The following is a 20,344-nucleotide window of genomic DNA, read 5'->3' as shown; positions in this document are numbered from 1 at the left end:
CGGCGCTTCCGTCTTCAAAGGTCGGCCATTTCCTCGATGATGGCCCAGTGGTCCTCGAACAGCATTTCAGGCGACAGATCGCCAAAGCGGTACCACTGCGCGTGCGCCGCATCGTCACCACCCTTCACGCTGAACAGCTTGCGACGTTCGGGCAGGCGGAACAGGAAGGCGTGGGTGATGATACGACCACGCAAGGACCGGTTCGGCGCATCGAACACTCGCGTGCGCGCGTCCTCGATGAAGCTGGCGAGCATCGCCGGCGGGATCTGGCCCTTGCCGTCGCTGATCGCGGTCTCCTCGCGCAACTCGCGGATGGCGGTGTCGCGAATGCGCTCGGACGGATTGACGAAACCGCCCGGGAGCGCAAGCAGACCCTTGCCCGGTGCCCGTCCCCGTTCGACCAGCAGGATGTGGCCCGACTGGACGACGACTGCATCAGCGGTGATGAAGGGCCCCCTCCCCCACTGCGCCGGATAAGCTGCCAGAAACTCGGCTTCCTCAAGCAGCGCCTTGAAGGTCTCGCCCAGCATGAACTCGCGCAGGAAGTTCGCAACACCTGCAGAGAGGATGGCGGCAGGCACTTCAGGGATGCGCTGGAAATAGCGCTGGCGTACGTCGCTCGACGAGAAGGTGCCGTATTGGCTCTCAACCTGCAGGCTCTCCCACTCTGGAAACAGCTTGAGATAATAGGACGAGGCATCCTTGCCGTAGCCGGCCAGAGCGACACGGAAATCAGTGAGCCCATGGATCTGGAAGCCATGGCCATTGCCATGCTCGAGCACCAGGGCGCGAACCTTGCGCTGGACCTGCGTGACCCACGCGGTGTCGGAATAATGGTGATCGTCGATCGGGGCGATGATCAGGCGGCCCTGTGCCACTTCGTGGCGGAAGACGGAACGCAGCATCGTCTCACGCTCTGCATAAGTGAAGGGATTGCGCGGATCGCGCGCGACGTTTGCCGATCCCACCAGCACGATCAGTCGCTCGACCTGTTCAAGCGTGCGCGTGATGACGTGTTCGTGGCCGACGTGCAGTGGCTGAAAGCGTCCAATGAAGACGCCGAAATCAAACTTGCTCATATCCGAGGCTCCCCCAGATGATCGTAGCGTGGCGGACTCCCCGACTCACTGCAACCTTATGCGCACTGGACTTATATCCAGTCAAGATATAAGTTAATCGCATGAGCCATCCACCCTTCGCCGTGACTGTCGACCTCGTGCTGATGACCGTCGCCGACAGTGTTCTGTCGGTTCTGATGCAGCGCCGGGGCGAAGAGCCTTACGTCGGCGCGCTTGCGCTGCCGGGCGGGTTCGTTGGCATCGAGGAGACGCTGGACGATGCCGCAAGGCGCGTGCTGGTGGGCAAGGCAGGCGTTGCCGCGCAGGACAGCGCCTGGCTGGAGCAACTCTACACCTTCGGCGATCCGCAGCGCGATCCACGGATGCGCACGGTCAGCGTCGCCTACTTCGCTCTGTTACCACATGCGGTTCTGGAGCGAGCCGTTACTTCGAAAGCCGATCTCGCGTTACGCCCGGTCACAGAACCTGGCGAGCCACTCGCATTCGACCACGCCGCCATCATTACCACAGCTTATGAGCGGCTCCGCGGCAAGCTCGACTACGCTCCCCTTGCCTTCTCTTTGCTGCCTGACCTCTTCACTTTGCGTGACCTCCAGACCCTGCACCAGGCCATCACCGGCACCGTTCTCAACAAGCCAGCCTTCCGCCGCCGCATGCTCGACACCGGGTGGCTCGAAGCGACAGGGCAGCGGGAGCGCGACACATCATTCAGGCCGGCAGAGCTTTATCGGCATCCGTCGTAGGTGAGCACGGAAGGAAGTCGATTCTTCCAGCTTCTGACCACAATTGCTCGCTGACGGGAATGGATCTCCCTGCTGCCTCAGCGACAGCGATGGCGTCGCGGATATACGCCCCGTCGATTCTAGCAAATGATATTGTTCTGCGGGCGGGCCGGTTATCGGACCATCGGAATTTACCGCCGACCTCTACCCTAAAATATTGACGATGCTGGGTTTTCATAAGCTGAATTTCCCGATACCGTTTGCGGCGTGGCACTGATTTTGAGGCACAAGAGCCGGCCCGACAATCCGATAAACAAAAATAGGAATGAAGCTCGAGTATGATGCCCAAGTTCTCGGTTCACAGTGCGGTCAGTCGTTCAGACGCCCAAAATCCACATGGCTGATTGTGCGCAGGGAGAGCCTTGTGTGCTTGAGGACGACCAGTTCAATCCGGTCGAACCGCATGTCCAGCACCCGGCACAATTGCAGGGCGCGCGAGCGCGCGTGCATCGAGAGAACCATTCCCTACCTCTACGCAAAGGCGTCGCGACCCCGGCACAGGTTGCAGCTACTGAGAACGCCTTGAGCGTCTTGCTGAGATCATTGCGGAACTCCCGCTTGGATCCGAGTTTATTGCGAGCGGGCCTGACGATACGCTTGATGCTAGACCTGGGGCGTAGCGCGGCTCAGCTGTCTGGATTGCGCCGCATATCTCTTGCTTCTGAAAAGAGCTGCCCGGCAGCCGAATGGGGGCTTGTCACGTGGGCAAACGAAGGCTCTCCAAAGTTCGGGTGGTGGCTGCCAGCGGGTGTACATATCGATCCCAAGCGCTCCGAGATTACGGATCGCGGAGCCGTGTGGCTGCCTCTGCTAGAACGAACGAGCCCTTGGTTGGCGATGGCTGGGTTGCTGGAGGGCTGCTGTGCATCGACACCGCTTTTGGCGGCGACGCCACGAGAGGCTAAGCTGGATGCTGCAGCCTTCCAGGCATGGGCAAAGGCCACCCTTGGCCTTTTAGCCAGAGCACTACCGCGAGTGGACAGATTGCCCGGCACCGTAATCGAGAAATTAGCCTGGGCTTCGACAGGCGACCGAACATTAGGAAGGCAAATCGGAGGGCAGGACCTGGAGCACAGCGCAGCGCGCAGCTACTACACAAGCCTCCCTGTTTCGAAGGCCGCAATGCTATATGCAAAGGCCATGGCCAGCCCAATATCGGATCTGTCGCTGGCGGCCGAGGCCGACAATCGCGGAAGGATCTCGATCCCTTCTTTTGCAAGATCCGCGTTCACGCGCGCGTCGGACAGCGGCAGAGTCTGCGACATAAGAAGCACGCTGGAGTTATTAGGACCGAAACCCGATCAGCGCCAAAAAGACGGCGAGCTCATCGCATCTCACAATAAACTTGTAGCCAGGCTGTGGATTTTGCTGGCCCTGTCTACGGCAACCCGTTCCGTCATTGATTGGGTGCCGGGGCTGCGGCGGATTGAACCTCGCACCGGTGGCCTGATTGTCCTCGACAAAGATCGTACGAGTGCTTTGGGAAAAGTAGCTGACCAGACCCTCGGGACATCGCTCGGGCGTGCGCGTCTGGTCTTTCTCCCGCCTGCGGTGCAGGAAATGTTACGGTTTTACATCGACCAATTGCGCACACTTTCTGGCCGCAACAACATTCACACACGCTCGAAGGCAGTGATCGATCGCCATGTTAAGGGCCTGGAGGCTGACGATGTACTCCCCTTTTTGATTTTGCAGGAGCATCCGAAAGGCCTGGCTGAAAAAGGGCTGGTCGTGCGGCAAGCTAAAGTCCTGTGGTTGAAGGAAGCCATCGCTGGACTCGCTGATGTACCGGCCAACTTTGCCCGTCATACTCTGCGCTCGGGCTTGGTGGGTCATTTGCCCCAATCAGTCATTGACGCCTGGCTCGGACATTTTGATCTCGGTACAGAGCCTTGGAGCAATGGCTCTGCATTCGACCCGTCAGCATATCGTGCGCTGCTCAACGTGACCTTCGAAGCGCATTTTGGGGCCGCCGCCGAATTTGATCGGCCTCCTGTCAAGTCGCATCGAAAGGCGTGCAATGGCAGGAAGGGTTAGAGCGCGACCCGGTTTCGCCTTCGACGCGCCATCGATGGAACGGTTTTGGACGCTCGAGAATGATTTCCTGGCTGCCTTAGGTCGCAGCGAGCGCGACCTTTCTGTGAGACGAAACCAACTGCTCCTGTCTGCAGTCTTGTTCGGTGGGCTGCTTGATGCAGAGACCTGGCCAGATTGGATCAGGTCAGTCATGGGACACCTACGGAGCCTAGCGCCCGGAGAAAAGCTGGACGCCCGGCTGACGCAAGCCGTCTTCATTTCGGGAAAGGGCCGAAACTGGTTTGCCGATCCGATTACCCAGAACCTGCTAAGCCGGCAGGTGGCAACGAAATCTTGCGACGCGATAAAACCCTGCATCAGCCAAGGCAGCGACTACACGCGAATTATACAGCTGGAAGAAACAGCACTCACAACTGAACTCGAGAACTGGGTGCTACCTGCTGCCAAAATCAAGATGGCCCTCCTTTGGCCACCCGCGGTGGTCGAGCATTGCGTTGGCTCGCTTCGCTCCGCGTCGTTGTCCCGCGACGGTTGGAGTCAATTAAACGAACTTTACGTCAAACCTCGCCGCTCAACGCCTGCCCCTTACGAACTTAGTCGCGCATCTTTGCCGCCGCTCGCTCAAAAACCGAGGTATCATAGGTTTAAAGACGGCGGTTTCCACTTAATCAGAAAAGCAATCGAGAAGGCTGTCGACAGCTATGTTACTAGTGCCAATCCTACGTTAGCTCACGAACGGCTCGAACTGAACTGGGCTATCAGACACGGCTTGGGCAAGCGCATGTTGTATATGGACGGTGCCAAAGATCACCGCCAAAATAACATTGGCTGGTGGATACGCCAATGGTTCTTAGAACACTGTCCAGAAAAGCCTCTGTTGGCTAAGAATAAGCCAAATTACAAGCGTGCTTCTACACTACTTGATCATGCGTACGCGTTGGGTCTCTCAATTGATTGGTCTGATGTATGGAATCTGCCACTTCAGTACACCGATCCAATACAGATAGAAATAATACTTCATTCCGTCTTGGAGAATAGACCCGACGGTTTCGGAGTAGCCAAACGGGTTTTCAGCTACCTAGGCTTTGGCAACCTGTCACGGCCTGAGGGCCTGCAAACGCAGTACCGTGTGGTCAACATCAAGAGCCAGATCCTTAGCAGGCCCCAGTTTCAAGCATTACTGTCGCAACTCGAGCATGCGACGGGCCGGCGTGAAACTCATTGGTTTGCCGCCCTCCTCATGTTCCGCTGCGGCCTGCGGCCCCGTGAAGTGGTCGCCTTGGAAATAGATCACATCATCATTGCTGATGAGATTGTAGAGCTGACAGTTGCCGCGACGCCATATGTGACCCTCAAGAACAAGACGAGTGGCAGGGTAGTGCCCCTGCACGCGCTGCTTTCAGCAGATGAACTGGCTGAGTTGCTCAAATGGCGGGCACTGCGCATTCGCGATTGTGCTGGTGAGCGAAAGCACGCCCGGCTCTTGTTCGAGACGATCTACCACCCATCAGATTATCCCTATCTCTGCGACCGGATCGAGACAGCGATCCGCGCAGTCTGTAGGCAACCGCCAGCTACTGCTGACGAGCGAAAAACCGCAGCATACATCTTCAGTCGCTGCAGCATCTTGCGTCACAGTTTCGTGTCCTACGCGGTAGCAACCATGCTGTTTCCGAGAGATGCCCATGAATTCAGGCTGCCAGCCGGCATAACTTCGGATCTTGTTTCATTGGCTCGTCGTGAGCGCCTGGAACGCACCTTGCTCAACGATGGACACCTGGGCCTGTCCTCCTTGGAAGCCGTGCGCCAATTGACGGGTCACTCGAGGTTCCAACGCACCATCGGCACCTATACCCATCTCATGGATCTGGTGGCCGCAGCTTACTGCTGGCGGCAGTCGTGTGAGCCTTCGCTGCCCGCAGAAGTGCTCTGCCAATTGGCACCTGACAAGCCCAAGGCGGAAACACTCAGCCATTACGCTCGCAAGGAAAGTTCGGCGGAGCAGTCTGCAATAGCAACAGCCGTTGACGCACTGCAGAACGAGCAAGAAGTCATAAATCTCGTGTTGCCGCGCGCGCGGCGACCGCGGGGAAAGACGTTCCCGGCGTGGATGCCGCAAGGCAATGCATTCCTGTCTCAGCTTCGCAGCAAGTCACCTCCTGACGCTAAGGAGCGTCTCGTGGCGATCCCTGAATGGCGCCGAGATGAGGTCGCAGACTACTACAGCTTGAATCAGATCGTGCAGATGGCCTCACGTGGCGTTTCTGCGAGATTGATCGCGGATGAGCTCGGGATACGCCTTGTGCACGTCGAGCGACTGGCTCGCCGGTTTCATCAACTGCTGAGCCTCAAGCGGCGAACGACCGCAAGGGGGATAGGCCTTCCTCGTCACGGGCTCATCCTCGAAAAGCCGGACGCCGTGATAGGCGACTTTGATGCTGAGAATTCTTGCTGGTATCAGCCATTGAAACAACCATCGCCATCTCATCAAAGCGAACTCAGCCAGTTCTGGAACAAGCTACAAAACCTGCGCCAACAACCGACCGAATTGGCAATGACCCGGACGTTTCTACGTAAACATCAGGACGGAGCAATTCACATAAAGAACGTGAAGAATGAGGTCGCACGCAAACTGCGGGCCGAACCGCCCAGGGTTAAGACTGACGGTATCGGCAGTTTTCAGCGCGGCCGCCCCGGTAATGATCGAACAAAGATTCGGCCCGCGCGTAAACCGAACTCCATGCAGAAAACGGCGGTGTGGCCGACAAATGCCGTGCTGGTTTATTTTTTACTGCTGGCTGAAGCCGCATCTTTAGAAGACTTGCCCGAAGGACTGGTGACGGCGCCCAGAGCAAGTCAAGGTACCGATGTTCGCTCGATATTAAGGGAGTTTTATGAGAAACGAGATCGCCAGAAAGAAGCGCAGGAAAACGAGGTACAACGGCAGCAGCAGATCGCAAAGGCAGCGAGGAATGCGTATCTTAGACACATACTTGCTGAACACGCAGCAGGAAGAAGGACCTTTGAGTTAGAGGAAAAGAAACGCCCAAAAAAATATGACACGAAACAAAAGACAAGAAAACAACACGGTGTCATTACCGCCAGCTTAGTTGAAAAAGAGGCACATATTGAGGAAGGAATTGACGAAAGATTGCCAAGACGGCAGACGTTGCGTTTACGACTTCCCAAGAGCTGAAAGTCTAAGCTGATAATACACTCTGACACGCGTCTCCAAGATTTTCATGGTAATAGTGGAATGCGGGAGAGTGTTTTTCGCGAGACCCAGGGCAAGCGGAGCGACTTTTCGCCGCTCCGCCCCACCCTATCAGCGCCAGTTTGACCAGGCCGTGTAGATCTCCGCCGCGCCTGCATCGGTCGCAAACGGGCGGACGAATGCGCCAAAGCCATCGCGGCCAAGCTCACGCGCCGGTGCGATGAGGTGAACGTGGGCATCAGCCTTGACGCCCGAGCGCCACGGCTGGTGCAGGATGGCAATGCACGCCATGTCACGCTGGACGAACTGGTACTCGGCAAAGCGGCGGATGCGCTTCCACTGCTTGACCACGTCTGCAGGGTCCGGGATCGCGATCTTCACCACGCAGGCCAAGTCCTTGATGGCGTCGAAGCTGTCGGCCTCGTAGCGCTCGACAAGACGGCGCGCGTCAAGCAGATCGGCCGGCGCCTGCTCGGGCAGGAACACACAGTGCATCGCATCGACCTGCCAGTCGCCGAGATAGTCCGGTCCCCGCCCGTGCGTGAGCTTCTGGTGGGTGTACTGGCGAAGGTCGTTGGTGTGCTTGGCAAGCTTGCGGCGCAGCACGCCCCAGCCCACCTCGGGCCCTGCATCGAGCATGACCAGCGGCTTCTTGCCTGCCGGGACCGGCGCGGTCCACTTGCCCATGCGCGTCTGCGCATTCGCCTTGATCTTCATGGTGTAACTCCAGAGAAGCCGCCGGCACCCGTACATGGACGCTCTTCCCCATTTTCAAACAACTGCACGGATCACCCGTGCCTCCCCTTCCCTCGTGCCCGTCATCGGCGCAGCCGCGCCAGCCCATCTGCCGGTCTGGCGTAACAGTCCTGCAGTTTCCGCTTGGAACCACTTCCCAATGTTGCCATTATGTTCTCATCTGGAGATCTTACCAATGTGCGATAAGGACGAAGACGGCGCCGACAGCCTGTGGCCTGACTATGCAGTGGACAGGGTGCTGCTGGACATCGGGGGCAGCGAAGAAGTGCTGACCTCGAACGCCGTGGAGGCCTATGCCCGCCTTGCGCAAGTCTGGCGCCTCAGCCCTGCCGACGCCGCGGCCATGCTTGCCATGCCGCTTGCCCGCCTGCTATCGTTGTGGGAGCGCCGCACCTGTCCGCCGCTCGACCAGGACGAGATCCTGCGCATCGCGATCCTCGTTGATATCTACAACCTGCTGGCGCCGATCTTCGGCAGCGATGACGCTGCCATCTGGCCATCCCTCTCCAACCTCCAGGCACCATTCCTTGGCCGATCGCCAATTGCCACGTTGAAGGCCGGTGATTTCGCAACCTTTATCGAAGCGCGGCAGTGCGTCCAGATCATGTGGCTGGGCTTTCATGCGCAACGTAACTCCGCCGTTACCGGTTGATCGCTTTCCCGGCGCCACAACCTCCCCCATTCCTTCTTCCACAGCGCGACCGGATCTGTCGCTTGTGCCTGCCAGACCCGAGGGGCAATGACCCAGACCATGACAGCTCCCGCCCCCCTCACGCTCGTCCACACCTCCGACTGGCATCTTGGCCACGAGCTGTCAGGTCACGCCCGAGAGGCTGAGCACGACGCATTCCTCTCCTGGCTGCTCGATCAGTTGGAGGAACTGAAGGCAGATGTGCTGCTTGTTGCAGGCGACATTTACGACGTTGCCAACCCGCCGGTGTCGGCAATGCGGCGGCTCTATGCCTTCCTTGCGGCAGTGTCGCGGCAGTGCCCTGCCCTGCAAACCGTGATCGTAGGCGGCAATCACGACAGCGCGGCACGCATCGACCTCCCTGCCCCGCTGCTCGATCCGGCGCGGGTCCGTTTCGTTGGTCAGCTGCCGCGTACGGCGGCGGAGGGTGGCGGCACTGAACCTGATCTTGAGGCGCTCATGGTGCCGCTGCGGGGGAACGACGGACAGACGGCCGCCTGGCTCGCTGCCGTTCCATTCTGTCGGCCGGGTGACCTTGGCGCGCACGACCTGTCCTCGCTGTACAAGTGCGTTGCCGATCACGCCGCTGTGCGTGCTGGCGACCTGCCCCTCGTGCTGTCTGGTCACCTGCACGTGGCTGGCGGCGCCGTCTCTGAACTTTCCGAACGGCGCATTGTCGTTGGCGGCGAGGAGGCACAGGCGACATCGCTATTCGATGAGCGTGCCGCCTATGTCGCGCTCGGCCACCTGCACCGGGCGCAGACCATCTCCGGCCTCTGCCCCATCCGCTATTCAGGCTCCCCCTTCCCGCTTTCGGCTACTGAGCGCAATTACCGCCATTCGATCAGCGTCGTGGAGTTGGCAGCAGGTAAACCAGCGCAAGTTCGCGAGGTCGCCATTCCGCGGCCGGTCATCTTTATGGCCGTCCCGCCAGAAGGTGCAGCACCGCTCGACGAAGTTGTCACTGCGATCGAGGCAATCGATCTCGATCCCGCCCTGCCCCGCGAGCAGCACCCATTCATTGAGGTGACTGTGGAAGTCGACGGCCCCGAGCCGCATTTGCAAGCCCGCGTGCTGGCCGCCCTTGCCGATAAGCCGGTTCGCCTTACGCGCATAGTGCGACGAACAGTGACGAAGGAAGATCTTGCCGCCAAGGCGGTGACTGAAGCGGATCTGGGCGAGCTCAAGCCCGAAGATGTCTTCGCTGCCCTTCATGCTGCGCGCTATGCCGGCAGTCCACCCAGCGATGACCTGGCCGCTGCCTTTGCCAGGCTCCTCGTCGAGGTGAACACGGCCGGGGAGCAAGCCTGATGCGTATCCTTGCCATCCGCGGGCAGAACCTTGCGAGCCTTGCCGGCGAGTTCATCGTCGACTTTACCGCCGAGCCGCTGGCGGGATCCGGTATCTTTGCGATCACCGGGCCAACCGGTGCGGGCAAGTCCACGCTGCTCGATGCGGTCTGCCTTGCCCTATTCAACGAGATTCCCCGCCTCAGGGCCGCACCATCGAGTGGCAAGATCGGCGATCAGGACGAAAACGGCTTGTCGCTCAAGGACACGCGCGCGATTCTGCGCCATGGAACCGCCGAGGGCTACGCCGAGGTGGACTTCGCGATGCCCGATGGTGCCTCCTATCGCGCGCGGTGGTCGGTCAAGCGCGCCCGCGGCAAAGCTGACGGCAAGATCCAGAACTACGATCACAGCTTCGAGCGGCTCGACACGGCCGAGCGCCTCGGTGGAACCCGCAGCGAGACCAAGGATGCCATTCGCAAGGTCATCGGCCTGACGCCCGAGCAGTTCGGCCGTGCGGTACTGCTGGCGCAGGGAGACTTTGAAGCCTTCATCCGTGCCGACGCCAATGAGCGCGCGCAATTGCTGGAGCGACTGACCGGCTCTGAGATCTATACCACGCTCGGTGCCCGGGCGTTCGAGAAAGCCAGTGCCCTTCGAGCCGGCCTTGACGGCCTGCGCGAGCAGATCTCTCGGCAAAACGGGCTCGACGACACGCAGCGGGGACAAGCTGAGGATGAGCTAACGCAGGCCAGGTCCGCAGAAGCCGAGGCGCTTGCTGGGCATGAAGGCCTTAAGTCAGCGCGGCAGTGGGAAGAGCGCTCGGTCCAGCTCAATGGCCTGATCGAAGCATCACGCGAAGCGCTTGCTCGGGCGCAGGCAGACCAGGCCGAGGCAAACCCGCGTCGCGATATTCTGGCTCGAGACCGGGTGGCAATGGCTCTTGTTCCTGACTGGACGGAGCTCGGAAACGCCGAGCGGCGCGTCGAAGAAGTGCTGGTGCAGGTGACACAAGGCGAACAGGCACTGGCCAGCGCCATTTGGGCCGAACAGCAGGCTCAGGTGGATGAGCAATCCGCTGCTGCCAGATCTGCCGAGGTGGCAGAGCACGCCAAGGCGCTGGCACCTCTCCTCCTGTCCGCGCGCGAACTGGACCTGCGCATGGCACAAGCCGCCCGCGAGGTCGAAGGTTTGCGCAGCGAAGCAACCAGCGCCGCCCAGCGGGTCATCGATGCCACCAGCAAGCACGCAGCAACAGCCGACGCTCATGCCAAGGCTGTTGCTGAACTTGAGGAAGCGCACGCCTGGCTGGAGCGAAACGCTGCTCTGTCGGTGCTGGACCTGCGGGAGGATGAACTCACCACAGGGCTAGCCCAACATGCTGCCGCAACAGCGCAGTTGCAGATGCTTGTTTCTGAGCACCCTGCGCTTCAGCAGGCCGAGCGCGCTGCCTTGCAGAAGTGGAACGAGGCCGAGGCGTCTTTGGCGAAGGCAACCCAGGTCCATGCCGATGCCTCTGAGGTCTTGGCGGAGGCAGACGCTCTCCTACCGCCAGCAGGCACTCTTCAGGCCCTGAGTGAAAAGCGCGACGCCCTGCTGCACGTGGCATCCCTGGTGACAGACCACGACAGCAAGGCCCAGACCTTGGCCACCGCTCGCACTTCACTTGACGCTATTGTCAGGCGGATCGAAGCCGAGACGGCTCGCCAGGCCCAGTTGGCGAACCGCCAAGGTGAGATCACTGCTCGCCTGCCGGACCTTTCGAGGCAAGTCGAGCATGGGCGCAGCGAGCTTGCGCTCCTGCGCAGTGCTGCTTCAGAAGCAGCCGAAGCCCTTCGCGCGCAGTTGGAGCCCGAGCAACCCTGCCCGGTCTGTGGCTCGGCACAGCACGAGCTGTCGCTGTTCGAGGGCAAACTTGGCCAGCACCTGCGCGATCGGGAGGCTGCGACCAAAGCCATCGCCGCCGAGGAGCGGAGCTTGGCCTTCGAAGCAGCAGAACTGGGCGGACAGATTGCCTCGATTGGCACATCCCTTGTCGAGCACGCCCAGCAGCACGTCAGGCTGACGCAGGAGCTTGAAAGCGCGACAGCCAAGCTTAAGAATGCAACGGCAGGCTTGCTCCGCGCTGCCGAAGAAATCGGCATTGCTGGGGCCATTGCGGAGCTTCCGGCCTTGCTTGCTGCTAGGCGGCAGGAAGCAGACGATGCCGTTGTCAAACTGCACGATGCGCGCGAAGCTGCCGACCGGGCTCGCAAGGCTGAGCAGCAAGCACGCCAGGCGCTGAACCAAGCGCAGGATCGCAATGCCGCCGCTCGCGATACACTCGCTCTTCAAAGCCGCGCAGTCGATGAGCACGCCAAGCGAATTTCTGCAGGCGAGGAAGATCTCGCACGCCTTGCCGTTACCCTTGATCGGTATCTTGCGCCCCTTACGGACTGGCGAACATTGACCAATGCTCCCCGCTGGATCGCAGACAATGCAAGTGCCTGGCGGTCGCGCAATGCACAAGCACAAGACCTTACCGCAGCCCTGCCCTCGCTTCAGTCCGAGGCTGCGGGCGCCACTGCAGTTCTGACAGGATGCCGCGAGCGGGCCGATGACAGCACTAACAAGCTCGCCGTTGCCGAAGCCGATCTCGCCGCGCTTGCGAACGAGCGCGGATTATTGCTCGACGGACAGTCGGTAGTTGATGCAGAGCGAGCCGTTGAAGACCGGCAGCAGCGCGCAGCAGCTACGCAGTGCCAAGCCGCAGAGCGCCGCGAACTGACTGCGCGCGAGCGCACTGCGATCGCAGCCAGGCTCGACAGTGCCCGGGATGCTGTTTGTCAGGCCCAGGCTGATCGCGATATGCGCGCGAAGGTCTTTGCTACCTCCTTGACCCAAAGCGATCTGACTGTTGATGACGTCGCCCGGGTGGCTAGCGGTGGTGCTGTAGCGCTTGAAATAGAGGCCAAGGCATTGGCGGACCTCGACAAGGCTGCCGCCATTGCGCAAGCCATGCTGACCCAGCGCGAGCAGGATCTTGTGGCGCACAACGCCAGCGAAGCCCCTGCCCTGCTTGGCGAAAGCTTGCAACATGCATTACAGGCCGCGGCCGAAGCCTGCCGTCAGGCAGCCGAGCGCTGCTCCGAAGCTGATCTTGTTTTGCGCCGCGACAACGAAGTCCGGTCTCAGACAGCGCAGCTTCGTGCCGAACTCGAGAAGCGTGGTTCCGAAGCCGACGTCTGGTTGCGCCTCAACGATCTAATCGGCGACAGGACTGGGGCTACCTTCCGCCGCTTTGCGCAGGGCCTGACGCTCGATCGCCTACTCGAGCATGCCAATACACGCCTCGCCGAACTCAAGCCGCGCTACACCTTGGAGCGCGCCCTTGGGGGCGACATGTTGATCCAGGCACTTGACAACGACATGGGCGGTGAAATTCGAGGGCTTCACAACCTGTCAGGTGGCGAGCGCTTCCTCGTCAGTCTCGCGCTGGCCCTTGGCCTTGCCGAGATGTCGACGGTCAGCGGCGTGCGGATCGAGAGCCTGTTCATCGACGAAGGCTTTGGTGCGCTTGACCCGGCAAGCTTGGGGCAGGCGGTCGCTCTGCTCGAACACCTTCATGCGACTGGCAGGCGCGTCGGCGTGATTAGCCACGTCGAGGAGCTTAAAGAGCGCATCCCGGTGAAGATCGAGGTCCTACCTTCCGGTCGCGGAACTAGCAGAATCCAAGTCTGTTCTGGCTAAAAAGAGCCAGCATCGGCATCTGTATCGTCTTGGATTTGGGCTAATACAAATGTGAATTTGGAGCTACTGTCTTGGCTGCCTTTTTGGCGCTTATATTCAATCAAAAATGGACAGGCCTAGCAAACTTTTTACATTGTAGCCCCAGCCTCGGTTTTTCGCTGCTCCCGTCAGCTAATATCCGTTGTATAAATCGCTTGCTCCACTTCCTGCACAGCTACGGCTTCGTCGAAAAATTCAACAAAGAAGGTATCGGACTGCAAAAAACAAACATCCAATCGCGTCGAAAAGTATCAAAAAAGTGGTGGTACGCATTGGAAGATTGATCCGCCTGCGGCTTTCTCTTCGGAGTTCTGGCCGAGGTTGCTGGCCTTGGGCCTTGCCGCAATGTTTGCAAGGAAGTTATTGAGATGGCGTCGACGCAAAAATTTCGACCGCTTTTAAACATTCTCATAACCTTCACTCAAGGCGAACAAACACCTAACAATAGACTGCAAAATCTAAGAAATTTTGCTCAATGTCGCCTTACGCGCGTTCAGCCCAATCAAAATCGACAGTGCTTTAAAAATACGGGTAGCACAGCAAGCACTTCACAAGTTTTCGACGTTATGACCTGATGTGTCTAAGCTCGCAACTTACAGGATGCTCGAAAGCCTTTCAGGGTTTCCGCGCGATTTCACTGGCAAGCGCAGCAGCCAGCCAAATTCAAGCCTTCTTGCAAACTCTCCCACCGTGGATTGGTCGTCACCGTGCACCAGGTAGAACCTTTGCCATTGGCTAGCCGGTATACGGCCTAACCTGTTGTTGGCGCCGTCTCGTACCCAAGGTGATCTTCCATCTGAAGCCGCGTCCACGAAATCGAGGTACACTTGCTCGCCCGGGTTCATCGCCGATAAAATCTCCATGGCAAGAGTTACATCAAAGGAACTGCTCCTCTCGATGAGGACGGGTAGATGACACCAACCATCTTCCAAAACTTGCCTCCATACCTTACCACTTTCTCAGGATACCAAATAAACAATTAAAATGCCATGTGCTAGACACATGCTCATTTTGCACAGGCTGAAATAGCAGTTGCCAAAAAACTGACCAAATTTACATACTTACTGAGTTCCAACACCGGACCTCTTACTGTGCGTAGAGACCTTTATCCTTTACATCGGGCGGCGGCATTGATTGTACCTCATCGCATATCACTGCCCCGCCCCGACTATCATCGAAAGCTCACTCGGGTGCAGAACAAATCTGTTCCGTGCCGATGGGAGGCAGGGTGCATCGCTTCTTGTGGCAAATCAGATAATGGGCACTGATGCGGCCGCGCACCGATCTCAAAGCCCGATATCGCACTCAAGAGCGTCATGCAGAAAGTCGCAAGCGCTACGGCACCGCTCACATCGTCTAAGACAACTGGCCTGCTGGCGTTGTCCTTACATAGATTTCGTTAGCAGTGGGCTTGTCTGATCTTGTGACTGCTGCGCCGCAATCGGAACTGAGTACTGCGGTTCCGGTTGCGCTGGCGCTGGCGCTGGTCCAATTGCCTCGATCTGATCGAGATCCTTGCCAGCTGCCGACCAACGCGTCGAATAGGGGCCGTGTTCTAGTGTTTGTTTCTGCGTGTCTTGCAAGTTGACGACCGCGCCCGCTCTTGCCCAGACCGCCCTCCATTGCCCCTATCAAGCAATGACTTGCTGTTGCAATGCCGGCCTGGCAGCGATTGCTAGATTGCTCACCCTACCTAAGCCGGTGTATTTGCTGTTGGAATTGTTGTCGACCGATTGAGTGACTCCCGGTAGGGCGGGGAAATGTCGTTACCAAGTGTATTGCCGTTGCATTCTGAACCGTCGCGGCGCCAGCAGCGCTGTGTTCTTCTTCTCCAAGGGCTGATGGGTCCTCTGTTCCGCCATCTAGGACAGGGCCTGACCAAGGCCGGCCACACCGTTTACAAGGTGAACTTCAATGGCGGAGACCGGCTGTTTTGGCGCTTGCCGGGCGGCGTCGATTTTTTAGGCACGCAGGAGGAATGGCCGGCAGCTTTAGCGCAAATCATCGCAGACAAGCAGATTACTGACGTCATGCTTTTCGGTGATTGTCGCGATCACCACATTATCGCGACACGGGTTTGTCGCGAACTCAAGATCCCCGTCCACGTCTTTGAAGAAGGCTACATCCGGCCTGATTGGGTCACGTTCGAACGTGGCGGCGTCAACGGGCATTCGTCACTGCCACGTGATCCACAGTGGTACCTCGACACGGCAGGAAAACTACCGCCGGTGGAACAGCATCCGCCGGTACCGTCCTCATTTCGCCGTCGCGCGCTGGAAGGGCTGGCCTATAACTTTGCCGACGTGTTTACACGGTGGCATTACAAGAATTGGGACAATCATCGTCCTTGGCACCCTCTGGTCGAAGGCATGGGCTGGCTTCGCAAGCTACGCCGCCGCAAAAAGCGCGAAGAGCAGGGTGCGGCGCTCATAAGGCGGCTGCAAGAGAGCGCGTCTCCTTACTTTCTCTTCCCACTGCAGCTCGACTCTGATGCCCAGATCCGCCTGCACTCACCTTTCGCTGGCATCACTGAAGCAATCAAGCTGGTGGTTTCGTCGTTCGCCGAGAATGCGCCGAAGGAAACACGGCTAGTCATCAAAGAGCATCCACTTGATAATGGCGTGCGCGATTGGGAATTGATCTCGCATGATCTAGCTGAGCGCTTTGGCGTTGCCGACCGCGTTGACTATCTGCCAAGCGGCGACATCGTCCCTGTTGCGCAAGCATCACTCGGCATGGTTACGATCAACAGCACTAGCGGAACACTCGGGTTGTCGATGGGCATTCCCGCTGTCGTGCTCGGAACGGCGATTTATGACATTGCGGGGATTACTTGTCAGGATGGACTAGATAAGTTCTGGACGGAGCGCACTCCCCCAGACATGGAGATCTTTCAGGCTTTCCGCCGAGTACTGATTGAGCGGTGCCTGATTCCTGGTGGCTTTTTCTCAGATATTGCAATCAGTACAGTAGTTAAACATGCCGTTGCGCGTTTCAGGGCTCCTCTTGGCAAAGAGGGTTTGCATGAGGTCTTCGAGCCAAACCGCCAGATTTGAAAGGCTTCGGCCAGTGATGAGGGTGAAGCCCTTCCACGTAGACTAATCGGCAGGCCGAAAGCAACACTACGAGCCTGTCGCTGGAAGTCTGGGACAAGCAACGGTAAGCGTTGGTATTGAGAGACAATAACGGTCAAGGGGCCGCTTGTCCTGCGTGATCAACAACTGTGGCTTCCGCTTATTGGGAACCAGACTCAGGAGCGGCTACCGAGGGCTGAGCAAATCAGAATCTGGTCGGTGCAATTATCTCGAATGCCCGTTTGCGTTGGATGAGAAGTAGCCCGGCAGAGGTTTGAAAGCACCGTAGGTTAGCTACTCACCTTATGCGCAAACACAGAAGCGCGTAAACGCTAGCAAGAAAATCCCGCCGTTTTCAGGTGCCGCCAGCTCTTCGGGCTGCTTTTTGTAGCGCGACAAACCGGTTCCTACCTTGCACAGTTTATGAATCTTATGATCGCACAGGCCACGAGCGAAAACGGCCGCTCAGATGCGGCGCAACAAGGTTTGCTAAAGCAGAAATGGGATGCTGCATATGAGCTTGCCGCTGCAAGCCCAGCCAAAATCCGCTGAAAACGACTTCAAACCATCTAATTAAAGCTGTTATCTGCCAAAGGCGCAACGTGGCTTGGCCACAGCGCTTTTGTAACGAACACTCACAGCCATCCGCGAGCGCCGCAATCCAAGGTCGGACCTACAGCCAAGTAAATGAGACCCGACCATGCCTGCCACTTAGTTCTGCAAGGTCTGGACGGCAGCAGTTACAGTTACCAGAGGTGTGAACAATTGGCTAACCAACTGCAGCAGCTTTCCTGGCTGATTTGCGGCAGCATTGCCGAAATACAATGTATCACGATCATCAATCGTGAAACGTTGCGCCAGAATATAAGAGCCTGGCTGCATCATATTTAAATGATACACCACAGGTTTGGCATCTTCTCCGGCTTCTGGATTTTGACGGAACACGAATATTGCCTTTGGATCACCTGAATTGGCATTCACGCCGCCTGCCGCGGCGATCGCTTCAGCCAAGGACATTCTTGTGCGGGCAAACGGTATATGATCAACCTTCCCAGACGCTCCCAGAACGGAAAAGAACCGTGGGCTGCTGATCAGCATCAGTCGATCACCAGGGTATGCTGCGACGTCCAGCAGAGGATTGTCGACTAAGTCATTGTATCGAACATCGACATTGCGGTTCTGGCGGACCACGCGAAGTGTGAGGTCCTTAGCGTTGCCGCGGTAGCCTCCAGCTAAAGCCACTACATCAGAAAGTGTCTCGCGATTGGTCTGCAGGACCAAGCGGCCTGGTCGGTTCACCTCGCCACTAACAATGACAGAGTTCGTAATAGACTGGCTAAGCGTCACAACGACACGAGGGTTTTGCGACAGGCCGCGCAATGCTCGCTGAATCTGACTCTCGACCTCGCCAACGGTCCGGCCCATCACGCGCAGCTTGCCAGCATAGGGGATTACAATATCGCCATTGTCATCCACCCGGCTTGGGGGGAGTTTCTGCGCCTGCACACCTGGATTTACCGATGCACTAGCTGCCTGACCACCGCCAGCTCCGCCCGTTGCACCGGAAAACAATGCAACGCCTGCTTCGTAGATCGTCACGTCCAGAACATCGCCAGGACCAATCATGTCTGTTGGCGGAGGAAGGAGGCTAGGTAGAGGAGATGTCGAAGGCTTTGCCTCAGCCACAGGCAAATCTGCTACGCTAGACAGCTCAACAAGCTGGACGGGCAGAGTGGATTCCGGGTCCTTGAAACCCTGCATTATCTGCTTGCCGCTTGGGCCGCTGCTGGGAAGGGATGCGCAGCCTGAAAGACTGGCGATGACCACCAAGGAGACTAGTTTGATTTTTTGCATTAGCTGAAAACTCGATGGCGTATCTGCCTTGGATGGCCGCGCCGCTTAGCATTAGTTTTTGTGTTGCGGCAATAGGAGTTGCGCGGAAACGACATTGGCGTCTGCCTTATCCCACGGATGATAACGGCCTCATTTTGGCCCGGGATGTACTGCTGTTATTCCAAGCGGTGCCAATCCTTTAAGTGTTCATGGACATGGCCGCTTTGGAGGCTGGTTTCCCTGAAACACCCGTGACACGTTCGTCACGCTCAACAGGTTAGTTGTCGAGGCTTATAACAGTCTCCGAAATGGCTGGGATGCCTCGAGTTAAGTTGTTGGAAGCTCGTACAATCGCATGGCCTTGGGGGATCCTTGGAGAGGGCCTCGCGACACCACACTTAGGCCGTAAGGGGAATATTGGCAGCAACAGTGCAGGAATCATATGGCCCTTGCCGAGGGCGCTTCCATGACTTCGTAATTGCTGCTCAGCAGCAATTACGAAGCACCTCTTCCGTACTTGGCAAGCGCCATCGTCGGCCAGCCGTCTTCACTAACCACCTCGCCACAATCGCCGTCGAGATATCACAGCCTCAGGGCCTTCCTCAGAGCGTTGAGGAAGCCAGATTGCGCGTGCCGGATGAGCGGCGCCTGAGCTCAAGGTCTACGCGCCATTTCCCTAGTGCACGAACAAATGATATCGCACAGCTCATTATAAACTTATTCTTTTTTAAGTCTTTGAGCGCAAACGTTTAGGGTGTGCTCCGGAAATGAATGAAGGCACGCAGGAGGCGTAGGCTGCATGTCATTAGCGATTGCACTAATGAAATCGATCTTTGCACGAGCTTTGCACATGGTATCGTGCCTGAAGCAGCTTACGCATCATACCAGCGGCAATGCTATGATCCTCATAGCTTTAGGTTTGCCTACCTTCATCGGTGGGGCTGGGGGCCAACACAAGCTTTTCTGACGTTTCGCTATGCAAGACTCTCGGACATCCGGCGACTATCAGCGATATGTCCGGTTATAATTTCGAAGGCGCGCGCGGCTTGGCCTACAACCATACCGATTCCATTTAAAGTTTTGCATCCCAACTCTCTTGCGGCGTGGAGCAACTCAGTCTCGGGGGGAAAGTAGATGATGTCGACCACCCAGTGAGTTGAGTGAATAAGATTGGCTGCAAGGGGCAAGCCTGGCTTGTCCTTCATGCCGATCGGGGTTGCATTTACAATGCCGTTTGCAGCCCCAGTGTCGGCCAGTTCTGGGCGGCTTACAGTGATCTTTGCGAGCGGAAAGCGGACCGCCAAATCAGCTGCCAATGCAACGGCCCGGCCCTCATCTACATCAACAAGCGCAAGATGGCGCACGCCGATAGAAAGTAATGCGCTGGCAACGGCAGCGCCGGCACCTCCTGCACCAAACTGCATGACGCAATCCAGCTTGGCGTCCGGCAAACCCTGGATCAGCGAGTCTCGAAACCCTGCCATGTCGGTGTTGTATCCGATCAGCTTGCCTTGTCGGATCGCTACAGTATTTACAGCCCCCACCGTTATTGCGCTATCGTCGAGATCATCGAGCAGCGGCAAAATGGCTTGTTTGAATGGGTAAGTGACATTGAAGCCGCTGAAACCGTCAGCCAAGAGGCGATCAAGCACAATAGGCAAATCGGTATCCGGCCAACCGCGATCCGTGAAATCGATAAGCTCATAGGTCAGTTCGAGGCCTTGCGCCTGCGCTTCCCTCTCATGCAACTCAGGTGAGCGAGAAGCGAGGATTGAGCGTCCTATTAGGCCTGAGCGGATCATTGATTCCTGCTTAAAAGAT

Annotated in this window: 13 protein-coding genes; 7 read left to right on the top strand and 6 right to left on the bottom strand. The window is 57.9% G+C overall.

The genetic code is table 11. The features are described from left to right. Positions 1-14: 14 nt before the first annotated feature. A complete protein-coding gene (locus tag B9A23_RS17950; RefSeq protein WP_084280475.1) occupies positions 15-1,079 on the bottom strand; it encodes a bifunctional nicotinamide-nucleotide adenylyltransferase/Nudix hydroxylase in 1,065 nt (354 codons plus the stop codon). A gap of 101 nt (positions 1,080-1,180) precedes the next feature. Between B9A23_RS17950 and B9A23_RS17945 the strand changes: the two genes are divergently transcribed. Then, positions 1,181-1,822 (top strand): NUDIX hydrolase, encoded by a 642-nt coding sequence (locus B9A23_RS17945; RefSeq protein WP_084280474.1) that lies wholly within the window; start codon positions 1,181-1,183, stop codon positions 1,820-1,822. Positions 1,823-2,170: 348 nt separating this feature from the next. On the opposite strand, the gene B9A23_RS22915 is transcribed toward B9A23_RS17945, so the two are convergent. Beyond that, positions 2,171-2,311, bottom strand: a complete 141-nt coding sequence (locus B9A23_RS22915; protein ID WP_217806622.1) for a hypothetical protein — start codon at positions 2,309-2,311, stop codon at positions 2,171-2,173. Between the two features lie 387 nt (positions 2,312-2,698). On the opposite strand from B9A23_RS22915, the gene B9A23_RS22385 reads away from it, so the two are divergent. Together B9A23_RS22385 and B9A23_RS17930 are read left to right on the top strand one after the other, a co-directional pair. Beyond that, the gene (locus tag B9A23_RS22385) at positions 2,699-3,898 is read left to right on the top strand and encodes a hypothetical protein (protein ID WP_139797543.1); all 1,200 of its coding nucleotides are present in this window, start codon (positions 2,699-2,701) and stop codon (positions 3,896-3,898) included. Further along, positions 3,882-7,094 (top strand): site-specific integrase, encoded by a 3,213-nt coding sequence (locus B9A23_RS17930; protein ID WP_139797542.1) that lies wholly within the window; start codon positions 3,882-3,884, stop codon positions 7,092-7,094. The genes B9A23_RS22385 and B9A23_RS17930 overlap by 17 nt, the downstream gene beginning before the upstream one ends. A 129-nt stretch (positions 7,095-7,223) precedes the next feature. Here the strand turns inward: B9A23_RS17930 and B9A23_RS17925 are convergent, their stop codons facing one another. After that, positions 7,224-7,829, bottom strand: a complete 606-nt coding sequence (locus B9A23_RS17925) for a MobA/MobL family protein (RefSeq protein WP_176218052.1) — start codon at positions 7,827-7,829, stop codon at positions 7,224-7,226. A 214-nt stretch (positions 7,830-8,043) separates the two neighbouring features. Here B9A23_RS17925 and B9A23_RS17920 point away from each other — a divergent pair, with 214 nt between their 5' ends. From B9A23_RS17920 to B9A23_RS17910, 3 genes are all read left to right on the top strand, one after another. Further along, positions 8,044-8,520, top strand: a complete 477-nt coding sequence (locus tag B9A23_RS17920) for a hypothetical protein (RefSeq protein ID WP_084280467.1) — start codon at positions 8,044-8,046, stop codon at positions 8,518-8,520. Between the two features lie 99 nt (positions 8,521-8,619). After that, complete coding sequence (locus B9A23_RS17915; protein ID WP_084280511.1) at positions 8,620-9,870, top strand: exonuclease SbcCD subunit D C-terminal domain-containing protein; 1,251 nt, start codon at positions 8,620-8,622, stop codon at positions 9,868-9,870. Beyond that, the gene (locus B9A23_RS17910) at positions 9,870-13,577 is read left to right on the top strand and encodes an AAA family ATPase (RefSeq protein WP_084280466.1); all 3,708 of its coding nucleotides are present in this window, start codon (positions 9,870-9,872) and stop codon (positions 13,575-13,577) included. Before B9A23_RS17915 ends, B9A23_RS17910 begins: the two co-directional genes overlap by 1 nt. A 632-nt stretch (positions 13,578-14,209) precedes the next feature. Here B9A23_RS17910 and B9A23_RS17905 read toward each other — a convergent pair. Then, entirely contained in the window at positions 14,210-14,479 is a 270-nt protein-coding gene (locus B9A23_RS17905) for a hypothetical protein (RefSeq protein WP_084280465.1), read from the bottom strand. Between the two features lie 978 nt (positions 14,480-15,457). Here B9A23_RS17905 and B9A23_RS17900 point away from each other — a divergent pair. Continuing rightward, positions 15,458-16,672 (top strand): capsule biosynthesis protein, encoded by a 1,215-nt coding sequence (locus tag B9A23_RS17900; RefSeq protein WP_084280464.1) that lies wholly within the window; start codon positions 15,458-15,460, stop codon positions 16,670-16,672. Between the two features lie 729 nt (positions 16,673-17,401). On the opposite strand, the gene B9A23_RS17895 is transcribed toward B9A23_RS17900, so the two are convergent. Together B9A23_RS17895 and B9A23_RS17890 are read right to left on the bottom strand one after the other, a co-directional pair. After that, positions 17,402-18,544, bottom strand: a complete 1,143-nt coding sequence (locus tag B9A23_RS17895; protein WP_084280462.1) for a polysaccharide biosynthesis/export family protein — start codon at positions 18,542-18,544, stop codon at positions 17,402-17,404. Positions 18,545-19,497: 953 nt separating this feature from the next. Then, positions 19,498-20,325: a shikimate dehydrogenase gene (locus B9A23_RS17890; protein WP_084280461.1), complete on the bottom strand. Its 828-nt coding sequence runs from the start codon at positions 20,323-20,325 to the stop codon at positions 19,498-19,500. Positions 20,326-20,344 lie beyond the last annotated feature (19 nt).

This window comes from Novosphingobium sp. B1 (genome assembly GCF_900176395.1).
In the GTDB taxonomy this organism is placed as follows: Bacteria; Pseudomonadota; Alphaproteobacteria; order Sphingomonadales; family Sphingomonadaceae; genus Novosphingobium.
Note: the sequence above shows the minus strand (reverse complement) of the source record. Positions and strands in the feature narration are given on the sequence as shown.

Bases quoted from the DNA above. Each gene is read 5' to 3' on its own strand.
- B9A23_RS17950 (WP_084280475.1), bottom strand. From the start codon at position 1,079: ATGAGCAAGTTTGATTTCGGCGTCTTCATTGGACGCTTTCAGCCACTG.
- B9A23_RS17945 (WP_084280474.1), top strand. From the start codon at position 1,181: ATGAGCCATCCACCCTTCGCCGTGACTGTCGACCTCGTGCTGATGACC.
- B9A23_RS22915 (WP_217806622.1), bottom strand. From the start codon at position 2,311: ATGCACGCGCGCTCGCGCGCCCTGCAATTGTGCCGGGTGCTGGACATG.
- B9A23_RS22385 (WP_139797543.1), top strand. From the start codon at position 2,699: ATGGCTGGGTTGCTGGAGGGCTGCTGTGCATCGACACCGCTTTTGGCG.
- B9A23_RS17930 (WP_139797542.1), top strand. From the start codon at position 3,882: ATGGCAGGAAGGGTTAGAGCGCGACCCGGTTTCGCCTTCGACGCGCCA.
- B9A23_RS17925 (WP_176218052.1), bottom strand. From the start codon at position 7,829: ATGAAGATCAAGGCGAATGCGCAGACGCGCATGGGCAAGTGGACCGCG.
- B9A23_RS17920 (WP_084280467.1), top strand. From the start codon at position 8,044: ATGTGCGATAAGGACGAAGACGGCGCCGACAGCCTGTGGCCTGACTAT.
- B9A23_RS17915 (WP_084280511.1), top strand. From the start codon at position 8,620: ATGACAGCTCCCGCCCCCCTCACGCTCGTCCACACCTCCGACTGGCAT.
- B9A23_RS17910 (WP_084280466.1), top strand. From the start codon at position 9,870: ATGCGTATCCTTGCCATCCGCGGGCAGAACCTTGCGAGCCTTGCCGGC.
- B9A23_RS17905 (WP_084280465.1), bottom strand. From the start codon at position 14,479: ATGGAGATTTTATCGGCGATGAACCCGGGCGAGCAAGTGTACCTCGAT.
- B9A23_RS17900 (WP_084280464.1), top strand. From the start codon at position 15,458: ATGGGTCCTCTGTTCCGCCATCTAGGACAGGGCCTGACCAAGGCCGGC.
- B9A23_RS17895 (WP_084280462.1), bottom strand. From the start codon at position 18,544: ATGCAAAAAATCAAACTAGTCTCCTTGGTGGTCATCGCCAGTCTTTCA.
- B9A23_RS17890 (WP_084280461.1), bottom strand. From the start codon at position 20,325: ATGATCCGCTCAGGCCTAATAGGACGCTCAATCCTCGCTTCTCGCTCA.